Below are 15386 nucleotides of genomic sequence, written 5' to 3'. Positions count from 1 at the left end.
AGATGCCGCCGCGCGGCCAACCAACAGGAAAGACCAGGACATGGCGCAGTTTCGAAAGAACCTCATCGATGGCGAGTGGGTCGGCGACGCCGGGTCCCGCAACATCAACCCCTCGGATACAGGCGACGTCGTCGGCGAATATGCCTCGGCGGGGGTCGAACAGGCCAAGCAGGCCATCGCGGCGGCCAAGGCGGCGTTTCCGGCATGGTCGCGCTCCGGTCCGCTGGCGCGCCACGCGGTGCTGAAGAAGGCATCCGACGAGATCATGGCGCGCAAGGACGAGATCGGCCGCAATCTGGCGCGCGAGGAAGGCAAGACGCTGGCCGAGGGCATCGGCGAAACCATTCGCGCCGCCCAGATATTCGATTTCTTTGCCGGCGAAACATTGCGTCTGACCGGAGAGATGGTGCCAAGCGTGAGGCCGGGTGTCGGCGTCGAGATCACGCGCGAGGCGGTCGGCGTGGTCGGCATCATCACGCCGTGGAATTTCCCCATCGCCATTCCGGCCTGGAAGATCGCGCCGGCGCTGGCGCACGGCAACACCATCGTCTTCAAGCCAGCGGAACTCGTTCCCGAGAGCGCCTGGTCGATCGTCGACATCCTGTACCGTGCCGGCCTGCCCAAGGGCGTGCTCAACCTGGTCATGGGCAAGGGTTCGGTGGTCGGCCAGGCGATGCTCGACAGCCCCGATGTCAATGCCATCACCTTCACCGGTTCGGTCGGCACGGGAAAACGTGTCGCCGCCGCAAGCGTCGAGCACATGCGCAAGTTCCAGCTCGAAATGGGCGGCAAGAACCCGCTGGTCGTGCTCGACGACGCCGATCTTGCGGTCGCCGTCGATTGCGCGCTCAACGGCGCCTTCTTCTCGACCGGCCAACGCTGCACGGCCTCGTCCAGGCTGATCGTGACCGACGGCATCCATGACCGTTTCGTAGATGCGCTGAAGGACCGCATGGGCAAACTGGTGATCGGCGATGCGCTCGACGCTCAGACCCAGATCGGGCCGGTCGTCGACGCGACACAGCTGAAGCAGGACGAGGACTATATCGCCATCGGCGTCAGGGAAGGCGCCACGCTTGCCTTCGGCGGTGAAAGGCTCGATCGCAAGACACCGGGCTTCTACCTCAGCCCGGCACTGCTGACCGAGGCCACCAATGCCATGCGCAGCTCGCGCGAGGAGATTTTTGGGCCCGTCGCCAGCGTCATCCGGGTCAAGGATTATGACGAGGCGCTTGCCGTCGCCAACGACACACCCTTCGGGCTGACCTCGGGCATCTGCACATCGAGCCTGAAGCACGCCACCCACTTCAAGCGCAATTCGGAGGCCGGCATGGTGATGGTCAATTTGCCGACGGCGGGCGTCGACTTCCACGTCCCCTTCGGCGGCCGCAAGGGCTCTAGCTTTGGCCCGCGCGAACAGGGCCGCTATGCCGCGGAGTTCTACACCACCGTCAAGACCGCCTATACATTTGCAGGCTGATCGGGCGCCGGCCCATCGGCCGGCGAGCTTTCACCGGGGAATCGGCACGAGGCAATGGCATTGCAGGACCTGACCTGGCTCAACCCGCCGCCGCATCACGCCATTGACGGCGATGCCGTCCACGTGGGCACCGGCAAGGAGACCGATTTCTGGCGCGAGACCTTCTACGGTTTCTGGCGCGACAACGGCCACTTCCTGCATCGGCCGGTCGAGGGCGACTTCACTGCCGAAGTCACCGTCAAGGGCGACTACAAGGTGCTCTATGACCAGGCCGGGCTGATGATCCGGCTGAGCGAGACGCACTGGATCAAGGCCGGCATCGAATACACCGACTGCCTCGCTTATGTCTCCGTCGTCGTCACCAACGACACATCGGACTGGTCGCTGGTCGCCATTCATGCCGATCCGAACGGCGTCAGCATCCGTCTGACCCGCCATGGCGAGGCGATCCGCGTCCAGTATCTCGATGCTTCGGACGGCCACTGGAAGCCGGTGCGGCTTGCCTATTTCCCGGTCTCGAAGACGGTCAATGTCGGCATGATGTGCTGCTCGCCGCAGCGCGAGGGTTTCGAGGTCACATTCTCCGGGTTTTCGGTCGGCCCGCCGATCTCACGGGAGTTGCACGACTGACGCCTGCCGTGCTCGACTGAATTCAAGCAGCACGGCCTGTACGGCAGGCCGTTTCACCAGGGGACGTGTAGGATCTCCAGCTTCGGCAAGCCGACCGGCCGGATGCCGAGATCGTTGGCGAGCATGCCAAAGGCTTCGGTCTCGATCAGGTCGCGGTAGGGGATTTCGGGGAAGCGAAGGCCGCCGCGATGCAGAGCGGCATCGACCAGCAGCATGGTCCCGCCGACCGCATCGAGGCCGATGATGTCGAGATGCCTGACATCGCTGAGATGATACCGGTTTGGCGTTTGCGCCGGAGGCTGGTGGAGCCCGCCGCGTATGTCCCGATAGTAGCGATAATCCTTGATCTGTCGTCTGATCACGAAGCTGTTGAGGTCGAAGCTGCCGCCGCCGGCGATCTTCACGCAGTTAGGCACCGCGATGCGATGTCCCGTGGCGATCAGCCGGTTCAGGGCATCGCCGGGAAAGCGCCAGACGTCGATATCGATCCATAGCGCCCAGTCGTCGTCTTCCTTCAAGCCGTGATCGATCAGGTAATTGCGCACCTTGGCAATCGCGCCGCGCCTTACGCGTTGCATGCGAGGCTTCGCCCGTTTTGCCCTGTCAAGCCTGGTGCCGACCTGTCTTTGCAGCAGGACGATGCCACGATATTTGCCGGCTAACCCTGTTGTCGCCGCCTGCAACCGCTCCCAGCTTCCGTCCTGGCTGTCGCCTTCGCAGAAGACCAGCTTGATCCTGTCCTTGGGGTAGTCGAGCCCGTCCAGCGCATCGAGAAAGGGTTGGATGAGGTCGGCGGCGTCGCGAAGCGGCACCAGAACGGCGATGTTCTGGCCTGAAGGCGGCGGTGCCGACAGAACCGCCTTGTCGACGCTGGCTTTCGCCACGGCCTCATCCAGATACGCGCCGCGCGTCAGCCGGTACCGGAGCCGATAGGCTCGGTTGCGCAGTTTGGTCGTCCATTTCGGCGGTGGCTGCGGGGTCCACCATGTGCCGGCCCAGTGATGGATCGAAAGCGCAGCCATATCGTGACTGGCCTCGCGCTCCGTACTGCCGGCCGAGGTCACCGGCGCGAACAGGCCGGAAGGGTGAATGGCGAAGGCCTCTTGATCGCTGTAACCGCGCTGCGCGGAGGTCAAAAGGCAAGGGCCGGTCGCGTCGAGCACGTCCTTGGCACCGGCGAGCCCCGGCATCATGGACAAAAGGTGCAGCCAGAATGGATGGCGGGGCGGGCTCGCGATTGTTCCGTTGAACAGGAGATAGGGCAGGCCCCGGAAATCCGCTTGGACGGCCGCATGCGATGCCGGCTCCTTGCACAGCACGACACGGGTCTCGTCCATGATCGGATCGAAGGCGGCGACGCATTCGCAGTCGATGTCGGCATAGACACCGCCAAAATGATGCAGGAGCATGTAGCGGGCGGCATCCGACCGCTGCACGCCATTCGTGTAGCTGCAGAACATCGGCAGGAAATCAGGGTAGTGCTCGGCCACGAATTCGAGCAGCATCCGGTCGCTCCAGAACATCACCGTCCAGTGCGGATTATGCCGCTTCCAGCTGTCGGCATAGACCTGGAAGCGTGCGGGAAGGGTGTCGCTCTTCCATGTCTGGTGCAGGATTGCTGGAATCATCCGGCGGCGCCGTTCAGTCCAAGCCCGTCACGAACGGCGTCGCGAATCGCTTGCGGGCCGAACCTTGCCCATACCGCCTGATGCGCGCAAAGCCGTTGCCGCGCCCTGCGTTCGGGATCGAGACAGAGTCCGATGGCCATCTCGGCAAGCGTCTCGTCAGTGTCAGACAGCAGCACCTCGTCGTCTTCGACCAGGTCCAGGCCCTCGGCAGCGATCGGCGTGGCGATCACCGGCACGCCCGTGGCCATTGCTTCCAGGATCTTGATGCGTGTGCCGCCCCCCGCCGTCAGCGGGACGATGGTGAGATGCGCGCTGGACAAGAGTGGCGCCACATCCACGGGATCTTCGATGAGCTCCACACCAGGCAATCTGGCCAGTGCCTGCACCTCGGGTGTCGGGGTGCGTCCAGCCAGCACGAGCCTTGCATCCGGCAGGGCGTTGCGGATGCGGGGCAATATGACACTGGCCAATCGCTGCGCGGCATCGACGTTCGGCGGATAGGCGAGATGGCCGATGAACACGATCACCGGAAAGCCGTTGCCGGTCGACGGCTCGGCAGGCAGGCGCGCGGGACCATCCCCGGCTTTCGGAATTCCGTTCGGAACCACGTCGATCGGGATCTTGTGTCGGGCAAGCGTCATCAGCTTCTGGCGATCCAGATTCGAGCAGACCCATACCCTGTCGACAAGGGACAGCGCTTTTCTTTCCAGGTACCTGACGCCGAATGCCGCCGCGGTTCGCTTGGCACTGAGACGCCTGATCTGTGCGGCCAGGTCGGACTCGACATTGTGCATATCGAGAATGAGCTGCTCCGCCAGCGGCCGCAGGGGCCGCAGCAGCTTGAACAGGCCGACACCCTCGACAATGATGGTGTCAGGGCGGAATTCACGGGCCAGCGTCTCAAGCCGCGTCAGGGCGGAACGCGGTATGCGGCTCTCCGCCCTTGAGCGCCACCAGCCGATCGAGGCCGTGCGTGGCTCTCCCGCGATCGACAGGCCCTCGACGCGGATTGACGGACCGGGAGCATTCCCTGCTATCTTCGGCTTCACCGAAACCAGGCAGACCGGTCCGAACCTGGCGGCCGCTTCGGCGTTGCGGTAGTTTCTCAGATCCGAACCCGAAGCCGGCGGAGAGGCCGGGTCTTGCGACACGATCAGCGTGCGCTTCTGGGCCGCCCGCTCGGGCAGGCCGACAGCCGGTTGCGCGCCTGTGCCGTTCAATGCGGACGCCTGGGGCGTTGTGCCAGGCAAGGGGCCCAATTCAGATGGCATTCGTAACGATTCCGTGATCACAAACATCGGCGCCACCTTGTTTAGCTGAACAAGGCTTTCGTCAAGCACTGTATCTTTTGAATACTTCCGCCCCGAGCCCTCGGCGGGCCGCAAGGCTCATCGCCTCGACCAAGCCAACCAGCGCGCCGCCAGGCGCCTGCGCAAGGAGGTGAACCGCGTCCGCCTGTAAGCGTCACCAGCCATCTTGATGCCTTGCGCCTGCGTCGGGAAGGGATGGATGACATCGGCCAGGGCATGCAATCCCATGCCCGACCGGATGGCGAGCGTCACCGCATTGATCATCTCGCCGGCATGGCTGGCGACGACTGTCGCCCCGAGGATACGGTCGGATCGCTCCCGGACATGGATCTTGACGAACCCTTCCTCCTCGCCGTCCATCACGGCACGGGCGACATCATGCATCAGCACCGTATAGGTCTTGACCGGAATGCCGTTACGGCGCGCCTCTATGGGATAGAGCCCGACATGGGCGATCTCCGGATCGGTGTAGGTGCACCAGGGAACGACGAGTTCACTGAGCCTTTCGCGCCCGCGAAACAGGGCATTGCGCACGACAATGCGCGCCGTTGCCTCGGCGGTATGGGTGAACTTGTATTCCAGGCACACATCGCCTGCCGCGTAGATGTGCGGATTTGTGGTTCTCAGATAGTCGTCCACCTTGATGCCGTTCGCGTCATACGCCACCCCGGCCTCCTCCAGGCCGAGACCCCTGACATTGGGCGAACGGCCGACGCCGGTGATGATCTCGTCGACGGAGATCGTCGTCGTGTCGCCGTCCCGCATCAGATCGGCGAGCTTCTTGCCGCCTTCCCTGCGCACCGCCACCACCTCGGTGTTCAGGCGCACTTCGACCCCCTCGCGCGCCAGCGCGTCAGACAGGATCTGCGCGGCGTCACGTTCCTCGCCCGGCAGGAACATTGGATCGCTCTGCGCCAGGATGACCTTCGCGCCGAGCAGACAAAAGGCCTGTGCGGTCTCGCAGCCGAGCGGCCCACCGCCTATGACCAGGAGCCGCGGCGGGCATTCCGTGAGGTTGAACATGCTCTCATTGTCGAGATAGCCGGCCTCGGCAAGTCCCGGAATGGCCGGCCCGCTCGGATGCGCGCCCGTTGCGGCCAGGGCTTTCTTGAAATGCAGCGTCTTGCCGGCGACCACCACTGTGTCTGGTTCGGCGAAGCGCGCTTCGCCGAAATAGAGGTGGATGCCTTCCGAAGCGATGGCCGCGGCCGAATCGGCGCGGCTGAGCCGCTGGCGGATCTGCCGCATCCGCATCATGGCTCGCTCGAAGTCGACGTGGAGACGCTCCGGCGTGTCGCCGCCGAAATTCTCGGCATCGCGCATGTCGGCATAGAGCCTGGCCGTGCGGATGATCGACTTCGACGGGACGCCGCCGACATTGACACAGGCGCCGCCGATCAGCCCGCGCTCGATCAGCGCGACCTTCGCGCCAACGCTCGCGGCGTCACGCGCCGCGGTCAGCCCGGCCGGCCCGGCGCCGATGATAACGAGATTGTACGGACCATCGGGGGTCGGGTTCTTCCAGTGCGGCGGATGCGCGGCCCGGATCAGCTCGACGTCGTTGCGGTCGACAGGGAAGGCGGGGGACTTCGCGCGGTCACGCGGCATCGCGGCCCCCTGCTGCGGGGTCCGGCTGCGACAGCCAGCCGCCGGTGAAGCCGGCTTTGCCCAGGCCGCGACGGATGTGAGGATTGGACCGCATCAGCTCCCAGATCAGGCGCGAGCGGTGGTTCTCGATCATCATCACCACGATGCCCTGGTCCAGCCCGTAATGGCCTTCCGACACCCAGCCGTTGCGGCCGAATTTTCGCCGGTTGGCCAAGGTCGGATTGAAGCCGCTCGGCAGGCGGAAATTGTCGATCACCTCCGGATAACGCCCACCGAGATGGCGTATGGCGGCGAGGCAGATGTCAGGCGCGAAAGGCAGCGACGCTGGATAGGACCATGGCGCGATCGTCCCGTCATCCGGCCCGAACGGCGCGCCGCGCGCCGCATAGCCGGAAAACCGGTGCCGCCGTCGCTCGACACTGGCGCGGAAGCTGCCTGGCCCGTCACCGGCGGAGAGCCCCCACAGGTTCTCGCCATAGCCGTCGAAGCCATAGGGGTTATGGCGGGCATAGTCGCGCTGCAGATAGGTCGAGCGGCGGCTGTTTTCGAAATAGTCCGAATTCTTCTCGCGCATGAAAGCGTCGCGGATGCCGGCGAAATCGATCCAGGCATGCGAGAACTGGTGCATGAACAACGGCCCGCCATAGAGCACGTCATGGCCGTAGATGTTTTCCCACTGGTAGGTCGCCGTCCAGGCTTCATAACTGTCGTCGGTGGTCGGGCCGTCGGGCGAGGCCATCGACAGCACGTAGAGGATGGTCGCTTCGTTGTAGCCCTCCCAGCCATAGTGCAGAAAACCGCTCTTCGGCTTCCAGCCTTGCCGCAAGGTCGGCGTGCTGCCTTGCGCCCATCGCCAGTCGACGCGCCGATAGAGCGCTTCGGCCAGTTGCCGGATTTCGGCTTCCTTCCCGTCCTCGCCGGAGAAATAGGCGCCGGCCACCAACATGCCGGCCATCAGCAAGGCGGTATCCACCATCGACAGCTCGCAGCGCCAGACGCGCAGGCCGGTGCGCATGTCGAGGAAGTGGTAGTAGAAACCCTTGTGGCCAGTGACCTCGTCACCACTGCCTTGCGGGCTGGCCGAGAAGAAACGCAGCGCCGCAAGCGTAAGCTCCACCGCCGCCGCGCGCGTCATCCAGCCGCGCTCGACGCCGATCGGATAACAGGAGAGCGCGAAACCGACGACGGCGATGCTGGCCGGTGAGTTCGGCCGCGACGTATCGGCGACCAGCCCGTTATCGGGGTTCACAGTCTCGAGGAAATAATCGAAGGCCGCGCGCTGGTAGCGGTCCAGAAGCTCGTCGTCGGACAGCGCGGCAAGATCTGCTTCAGGCAAACGATGCAAACTCCAGCCTGTCGGTCACAGCGTTCGTCGATCGCGCGGTGCCGGTATGGCGGCCATGGACCATCGCCCCCGCCAAAATGTCTCGTCGTGTCATGGCTTTCCTGCAAACCTTGTTGTGTCACCGCCCATTCAGACGTCAGCCACTATAAGCCTGTCCAGTTCCGATCGTTGCGTCGTCACGCGGAATTGTAGTCGCATACTCCAATGTGGGGATGTCTCGGCCGGGCTCAATAGGTAGCGCGGCCGCCGGAAACGTCGAAGACGGCGGCCGTCGTGAACGAACATTCTTCCGAGGCGATCCAGCAGATCAGCGCCGCCACCTCTTCGACCTCGCCGAAGCGTGCCATCGGTATCTTGGACAGCATGAAGTCGATGTGCTCCTGGCTCATCTGCTTGAAGATCGCGGTGCGCACGGCCGCCGGGGTCACGCAATTCACCGTCACCTTGGTCTTGGCCAGTTCCTTGCCGAGCGACTTGGTCAGGCCGATCACCGCCGCCTTCGACGTGCTGTAGGCGGAGGCATTGGGATTGCCTTCCTTGCCGGCGATGGAGGCAATGTTGACGATGCGGCCATAATTGCGCTCGAGCATGTGCGGCACCAGCGCCTTGTTGCAGTAGAAGACGCCGTTGATGTTGATGTCGATGACCTTCTGCCAATCCTCGGTCGAATAGGCCCATGTCGTCATGTTCGGCCCGGTGATCGCCGCGCTGGTGACCAGGATATCGACGCCGCCAAGGGCTTCGATCGTCCGTGCCGCGGCGCCTTCAACGCCGACGGCATCGGCGACGTCGATGGCAACACCGTGCAGGCCTGGGACGATAGCCTTTGCCTGTTCGATCTGGGCCGGATCGCGATCCCAGACGCTGACACGCCCGCCTTCCTCGACGATCCTCTGCGCGACCGCCAGGCCGATGCCCGAGGCTCCGCCAGTGATGACCGCCGACCGGCCGGCAAAGCGTCCCGCGAAGTTCATCGCCATCTGATCCTACCCCTGTCTATGTTGGCTGAAGCCGCCATCGGCGGAGACTGTGAGGTCATGGCCGGGCAAGTTCAAGCCGGCATACAGGCCGATCGTCTGGGCCAATGCCTGGCTCGGATCAGTCGGGATTTCCCTCGAGCTCTCGGCGCAGGGCCTCCACCATAGCTACCAGCGCCGGTCCGATTTCGGCATGCGCGCGTTGCTCGGTGATAATCTCGCCGATGCCGCCGCAAGTGATGGCGACCAGCGGCGAGCCATCGCGCGGGCGAAACGGCACGCCGACCGCATGGATATAGCTGTGCCAGGCGCCGAACGAAGTGACATAGCCCAGCCGCTCGTACTGGGCGATCGCGTCCTCGATGGCAGCCGGGATCATCGCCGCCTTGTCGGGCTCAGCCTCCTGCAGTGCACGCACAAGACTGGCGCGTTCTTCCGGCAGAAGTCCCGCCGCATAGGCCAGCCCCATCGAGGTCTTCCAGATCGGCAAGTAGGAGCCCGGATTGAGCCGCAGCGTCACCAGGCTCTCCGACCGGCAATTGGCGAGATAAACCATGTTGAGACTGTCACGCGTGCCGATCGCCACCGCCGCGCCGGTCAGGTCTGCCAACGGCTGCATCAGCGGCCGGGCGATGTGGACCACCGCGCTGGAGCTCAGCGCCGAATAGCCGAGCGCGACGGTCGCCGGCCCCAGGCTGTAGCGGCCGAGGTCCTTGTCGTAGAGCAAATAACCGAGCGCACTCAGCGTATAGGTGATGCGCGAAACCGTGGCCTTGGGCAGGCCGGTGCGGGCGATGATATCCTGGTTGCCGAGCGAGGCGTCGCCCGGCCGGAAGGCGCGCAAGATGCCGAGCCCGCGCACCAGCGACGACGAAAGCTGCGCGCCCTCGCCGTCAAGTTCCGTCTCGTCCCTTGTCGCTCGCTTGCGCACGCTGGCGGTCTTTCTGGCGGAGTGTCCACCTGTCGGGCCGGTCTCGCCGGCGCTGTGCATTCAAAAATGAAATTAAATTCCATTTATATTGACAGCGGCTTTTGCAGCCTGTCAATATGTCCCCTCGATGGCATCTGTCAGCGCCTTGTGCCATCTTACGAAGCCCGTCCTTGTGAAGGTAGCCACGTGTCCCGCTATATTTTGCGCCGGCTTATCGCGATGCCGTTCCTGGTGCTCGGTATCGTCACCATCGCCTTTCTGATCACCACGGTGACCAAGGGCGATCCGCTGACTGCAATCGTCGCTGAGCAGCAGATGAGCAACCCAGAAGTGGTCGCAGCCGCCAAGGCCCGCTGGGGTTTGGATCGTCCTCTGCCGGAGCGCTATATGATATATCTTGGTAATCTGTTGAGCGGCGACCTCGGCACTTCGTTCATCACCAAGCGCAATGTTGGCACCGACATTCTCTACCGCTTGCCGGCAACGCTCGAACTGGTCTTCGCCGCGATGATCTTCGGCACCACGCTCGGTATCGTGCTTGGCGTGCTGGCCGCCTATTTCCGCAACAGCCTGATCGACCATGGCGCGCGGCTGTTTGCCTTGTTCGGCTCGTCGCTGCCGGTGTTCTGGTCTGGCCTCGGTCTGCTCTTCATCTTCTCGGTCATGCTGAACTGGCTGCCGGGGCCGGGTCGGCTGGATGCCCGTCTGGCACTGCCACCCGGCATCACCGGATTCCTGACCATCGATTCGCTTCTGGCCGGCGACCTCACCGTCTTCAAGGATGCGCTGTGGCATCTGCTGTTGCCAGCTTTCGTGCTCGGCTGGACGGTATCGGGAACCATATCGAGGCTGGTTCGCGCCAACATGCTCGACGTGATGAGCCGTGAATTCGTGCTTACCGCGCGCGCCAAGGGGGCGAGCGAATTCCGCGTCGTCATCGTGCATGCGCTGCGCAACACCATGGTGTCGACGCTGACCGTCATCGGCTATTCCTTCGCCTATCTGATCACCGGCGCGGTGCTGACCGAGACCATCTTTTCCTGGCCGGGCATGGGCTCCTACGCGGTCGAGGCGGCGCGTGCCCTCGACTTTCCGGCGATCATCGGCGTCACCATTGTCGGCGGCCTCGCCTTCCTGGTCACCAACCTCATCACCGACATCCTCTATGTCGTCGCCAACCCACGCGTGAGGTTGAGCTGATGTCGGCGGTCGTCGCCAAATCCCGTTCCGCCGCCATCCCCGAATGGCTGACCGCGCCCTTGGTCATCGGCACGGTCGTCATCCTGTTCTGGCTGTTCATGACCGTGTTCGCCAATCTGGTGGTGCAGTTCGATCCGCTGGAAATGGTTGCCCGCCGCCTGCAGCCGCCGAGTTGGGCGCATTGGCTGGGCACCGACGCACTCGGCCGCGACGTGCTGGCCCGCACGTTGCACGGCGCGGCGCATTCGCTGCCGATCGCGGTTCTGGTCGTCGTCTCGGCCGTCGTCATCGGCTCGCTGCTAGGCGCGATTTCCGGCTTCGTCGGCGGCCTGACCGGTGCCGCGATCATGCGGCTGGTCGACATCACCTTGTCCTTCCCGCCGATGCTGCTGGCCATGGCTGTCGCAGCCTCGCTCGGGCCGGGCCTCGGCAATGCCGCCATCGCCATGGTGCTGGTCTGGTGGCCGGTCTACGCCCGGCTGATGCGGGCGCAGGTGCTGGAGGTGAAGGAGCGCGAGCATGTCGAGGCGGCGATCGCCGCCGGCGCCAGGCCGCGCCGCGTCCTGTTCACGCACATATTGCCGCTCTGCTGGACCCCGGTGCTGATCAGCGCCACCATGGATCTCGGCCAGGTCGTGCTGCTCGCCGCGTCGCTGAGCTTCATCGGCTTGGGCGCCACGCCGCCGACACCCGAATGGGGATCGATGATCTCCGACGGCGCCGTGCATTTCTATCAATGGTGGATCGCCTTCGGCCCTGGTGCCGCCATCCTCACCATCGTGCTCGGCTTCAACTTCATAGGTGATGGCCTGCGCGACATTCTCGATCCAAGGTCGGACTAGGCGATGAGCGCACAGGTACTTCCCATGCGTTCCGGCGCGATCGACAAGCCAGGCGAGCGCGAGCTGCTGCTGTCCATACGCGGCCTGCGGGTCGGGTTCCGCAAGGCCGGCAGCCAGTTCGAGGCGGTGCGCGGCATCGACCTCGACGTCGCCAAGGGCGAGGTCGTCGGCATCGTCGGTGAATCCGGTTCGGGCAAATCGGTCGGCATGCTCGCCGCTCTCGGCCTGACGTCGAAAAACGCGGTGGTCACCGGCTCGGTCCGCTTCAAGGGCGAGGAACTGGTGGGCAAATCGTCACGCGAAATGCGCAAGATCAGGGGCGCGCGTATCGCCATGATCTTTCAGGATCCGCTGTCCTCGCTGAACCCGGTGATGACCGTCGGCGCCCAGATCGTCGAAGCGGTGAGGTTGCATCAGCGCGTCACCCGCAAGCAGGCCATGGCGCGTGCGGTCGAACTGCTCGCCCTGGTGGCGATACCGCAGCCGGAACGCCGGGTCAGCCAGTACCCGCACGAATTCTCCGGCGGCATGCGCCAGCGCGCGGTCATCGCCATGGCCGTTGCCAATGACCCCGATTTGTTGATCGCCGACGAGCCGACCACGGCGCTCGACGTGACGGTGCAGGCGCAGATCCTGGCCGTGCTGCGCTCGCTGCAAGAGCGGCTCGGCCTCGGCCTGGTGCTGATCACCCATGATCTCGGCGTCGTCGCCGGCCATGCCGATCGCGTCGCCGTCGTCTATTCCGGCCGTGTCGTCGAGCAAGCCACCGTGTCGGACCTGTTCGCCGACCCGCGCCATCCCTACACGCGCGGCCTCATCGCCTCGATCCCCAATCTCGAGGAAAGCCGCGAGCGGCTGTTCTCGATCGACGGCTCGCCGCCCGCACTCGGCCGTCTGCCGGGCGGCTGCGCCTTCCATCCGCGCTGCATCCACGCCGCCGAGGCGCGTTGCCGGATCGAAGACCCGCCGCTGCGTGACATTGGCGGCCGCTTCTCGGCCTGCCATTTCGCGACGACCTTGCCGCCTTTCCACAGCGCTGCGCTGGCTGCGGGAAGCCTGGAGACTGGAAGCCTGATCCCATGAGCGCAGCGGAGCAAATTCAAGCCGAAACCAGGCCGGCGCCGGAAGCCGCGCTGTCGGTGCGCCATCTTGTCAAGGATTTCCCGGTTCGCGGCGGCCTCGTTTTCGACCGCGCGATCGCTCATGTGCGGGCGGTCGCCGATGTCTCCTTCGACGTGGCACCAGGCGAGACGCTTGGCCTTGTCGGTGAATCCGGGTGCGGCAAGTCGACCCTCGGGCGCTGCCTGATGCGGCTGATCGAGCCGACCAGCGGCGAGAGCTGGTTTCGTGGCCAGAACCTGCTCGCGCTCAACCACGAGGACATGCGCCTGATGCGGCGCTACATCCAACTGGTCTTCCAGGATCCCTACGGCTCGCTGCATCCGCGCATGCGCATCGCCGACAACATCGCCGAGCCGCTGCGCATGAGCGACATGTCGAAGGCCGACCGCCGCGCCCGCGTCGCCGAACTGCTCGAACTGGTGCGACTCAATCCGGAGCATGGCAAGCGCTATCCGCACGAACTCTCCGGCGGCCAGCGCCAGCGCGTCGTCATCGCCCGCGCGCTAGCGCTCAACCCGCAAGTGGTGATCCTCGACGAGCCCGTCTCTGCGCTCGATGTCTCGGTGCAGGCCGGCGTGCTCAACCTGCTCAAGGACATCCAGCAGTCCTTCGGCACATCCTATCTGTTCATCGCCCATGATCTGTCCGTCGTGCGCCACATCTCGCATCATGTCGCGGTCATGTATCTCGGCAAGATCGTCGAGATCGCACCTGCCTCCGAGCTCTATTCGAGGGCGCTGCATCCCTACACGCAGGCACTTCTGTCGGCCGTGCCGCTCGCCAATCCCGAGAAGGAACGCAAGCGCGAGCGGATCGTGCTGACCGGCGACGTACCGAGCCCGCTCAACCCACCGTCGGGCTGCCGCTTCCGCACGCGCTGCTTCAAGGCGCAGGCGATCTGCGCCTCGGTCGAGCCGCCGCTCGGCCCGTCCGGGGAAAAGCATCGCGTCGCCTGTCATTTCCCGGAGCCGGTCAACACCTTCAGGACCGTCTGACAGATCGGCCAGGCAGCTGCCGAATTACCCGCGAAGGATTGCGATGTGACTGAAGCCCAAACCAACGATGCCGCCACAATGGGCCGGGCGCGCCTGCCGCTCGAAGGCATCAAGGTGCTCGACCTCTCGCGCGTGCTCGCCGGCCCCTGGGCTACCATGAGCCTTGCCGATCTCGGCGCCGAAGTCTGGAAGATCGAGAACATCGATGGCGGCGACGACACCCGTGCATGGTCGGTGCCGAGCTACAAGGGCGTCTCGACTTACTATCTCTGCGCCAATCGCGGCAAGCAGAGCGTCGCGCTCGACATGAAAAGCCCGCAAGGCCTGGCGATCGTGCGCGAGCTGGCCGCCAAGGCCGACATTGTCGTCGAGAATTTCCGCTCCGGCACGGCCGATCGCCTCGGCGTCGGCTACAAGGAGCTCAGCGCCTCCAATCCGCGGCTGATCTACTGCTCGATCTCGGGCTACGGCCAGACCGGGCCCGATGCCGGCCGGCCGGGCTATGATTTCGTCATGCAGGCGGAAAGCGGCCTGATGGCCATCACCGGCGAGAGCGACGGCGAACCGATGCGCGTCGGCGTCGCCATCACCGATATCGTCTGCGGCATGGTCGCGACGCAATCGATCCTGGCCGCACTCTATGAGCGGACGACCACCGGCAAGGGCCAGTTCCTCGACCTGTCGCTGATCGACTGCGCGCTCAGCCTCTTGATCAATGTCGGCAGCGGCTATCTCAATACCGGACGCGAGGTTGCCCGTTACGGCAACGCCCATCCGACGGTCGTGCCCTACCAGATATTCGAGGCCTCTGACGGCGGCTTTGCTTTGGCGGTCGGCAATGACCGGCAGTTCGCGGCGTTGTGCGAGCAGGTTGTTGATCTCCCGCATCTGGCGAAGGACCAGCGTTTCATCAGGGCAGGCGCTCGCGCCACCAATCGCGAGGCGTTGATCCCGCAGCTCGCCACCGTTTTCCGGACGGAGGCGCGTGACCACTGGATGGCGGCCTGTGCCGCGGCCAGCGTGCCGGCCGGTACGGTGAAGTCGATACCGGAAGTCTTCGACAGCCCGAATGTGCGCGAGCGCGGCCTCATCCACACCTTGCCGCATCCGCATCTCGGTTCCGTCGCCATGGTGCGTCCGGCGCAAGGGCTGGCCGCGCAGCTGACAGCCGACTTCACCGCCCCGCCCATGCTCGGCCAGGACACGGCGTCCGTACTCACTGATATCCTCGGCTACAGCCCCGAGACCATCGACCAACTGATCGGCGCTGGCGCCATCGGCATTTACACGCCTGTCGCCGAGCCTGTTCCCGCCTGAC

Annotated in this window: 13 protein-coding genes; 7 read left to right on the top strand and 6 right to left on the bottom strand. The window is 64.7% G+C overall.

Annotated elements, in window-relative coordinates; translation table 11 throughout:
- Positions 1-40: 40 nt before the first annotated feature.
- Together AC1D05_RS13685 and AC1D05_RS13680 are read left to right on the top strand one after the other, a co-directional pair.
- Positions 41-1480, top strand: a complete 1440-nt coding sequence (locus tag AC1D05_RS13685) for an aldehyde dehydrogenase family protein (protein ID WP_477441219.1) — start codon at positions 41-43, stop codon at positions 1478-1480.
- Between the two features lie 54 nt (positions 1481-1534).
- A complete protein-coding gene (locus AC1D05_RS13680) occupies positions 1535-2110 on the top strand; it encodes a DUF1349 domain-containing protein (protein WP_477441218.1) in 576 nt (191 codons plus the stop codon).
- A gap of 53 nt (positions 2111-2163) precedes the next feature.
- Here the strand turns inward: AC1D05_RS13680 and AC1D05_RS13675 are convergent, their stop codons facing one another.
- The 6 genes from AC1D05_RS13675 to AC1D05_RS13650 form a co-directional block, all read right to left on the bottom strand.
- Entirely contained in the window at positions 2164-3738 is a 1575-nt protein-coding gene (locus tag AC1D05_RS13675; RefSeq protein ID WP_477441217.1) for a glycosyltransferase, read from the bottom strand.
- Positions 3735-4958: a glycosyltransferase family 4 protein gene (locus AC1D05_RS13670; RefSeq protein ID WP_477441216.1), complete on the bottom strand. Its 1224-nt coding sequence runs from the start codon at positions 4956-4958 to the stop codon at positions 3735-3737. Before AC1D05_RS13670 ends, AC1D05_RS13675 begins: the two co-directional genes overlap by 4 nt.
- Positions 4959-5126: 168 nt before the next feature.
- Positions 5127-6656 carry a mercuric reductase gene (locus tag AC1D05_RS13665; RefSeq protein ID WP_477441215.1) on the bottom strand — a complete coding sequence of 510 codons (1530 nt, stop codon included), beginning with the start codon at positions 6654-6656 and terminating at the stop codon, positions 5127-5129.
- Positions 6646-7992: a glucoamylase family protein gene (locus AC1D05_RS13660; RefSeq protein WP_477441214.1), complete on the bottom strand. Its 1347-nt coding sequence runs from the start codon at positions 7990-7992 to the stop codon at positions 6646-6648. Before AC1D05_RS13660 ends, AC1D05_RS13665 begins: the two co-directional genes overlap by 11 nt.
- 236 nt (positions 7993-8228) lie before the next feature.
- A complete protein-coding gene (locus tag AC1D05_RS13655) occupies positions 8229-8981 on the bottom strand; it encodes an SDR family NAD(P)-dependent oxidoreductase (RefSeq protein WP_477441213.1) in 753 nt (250 codons plus the stop codon).
- A gap of 118 nt (positions 8982-9099) precedes the next feature.
- Positions 9100-9909, bottom strand: a complete 810-nt coding sequence (locus tag AC1D05_RS13650; RefSeq protein ID WP_477441212.1) for an IclR family transcriptional regulator — start codon at positions 9907-9909, stop codon at positions 9100-9102.
- 186 nt (positions 9910-10095) lie between these two features.
- Between AC1D05_RS13650 and AC1D05_RS13645 the strand changes: the two genes are divergently transcribed.
- The 5 genes from AC1D05_RS13645 (at position 10096) to AC1D05_RS13625 (ending at position 15385) form a co-directional block, all read left to right on the top strand.
- Positions 10096-11109, top strand: a complete 1014-nt coding sequence (locus AC1D05_RS13645) for an ABC transporter permease (RefSeq protein ID WP_477441211.1) — start codon at positions 10096-10098, stop codon at positions 11107-11109.
- Entirely contained in the window at positions 11109-11951 is an 843-nt protein-coding gene (locus tag AC1D05_RS13640; RefSeq protein ID WP_477441210.1) for an ABC transporter permease, read from the top strand. The genes AC1D05_RS13645 and AC1D05_RS13640 overlap by 1 nt, the downstream gene beginning before the upstream one ends.
- Positions 11952-11975: 24 nt before the next feature.
- Positions 11976-13034, top strand: a complete 1059-nt coding sequence (locus AC1D05_RS13635; protein WP_477441620.1) for an ABC transporter ATP-binding protein — start codon at positions 11976-11978, stop codon at positions 13032-13034.
- Complete coding sequence (locus AC1D05_RS13630; RefSeq protein WP_477441209.1) at positions 13031-14068, top strand: ABC transporter ATP-binding protein; 1038 nt, start codon at positions 13031-13033, stop codon at positions 14066-14068. Before AC1D05_RS13635 ends, AC1D05_RS13630 begins: the two co-directional genes overlap by 4 nt.
- A 78-nt stretch (positions 14069-14146) precedes the next feature.
- The gene (locus tag AC1D05_RS13625; protein ID WP_477441618.1) at positions 14147-15385 is read left to right on the top strand and encodes a CaiB/BaiF CoA transferase family protein; all 1239 of its coding nucleotides are present in this window, start codon (positions 14147-14149) and stop codon (positions 15383-15385) included.
- The last annotated feature ends 1 nt before the right edge of the window (position 15386 follow it).

The organism is Mesorhizobium sp. P2_E9 (assembly GCF_056403815.1).
The sequence above is the reverse complement of the archived record's forward strand: the minus strand, read 5'-3'. Positions and strand labels throughout refer to the sequence as shown.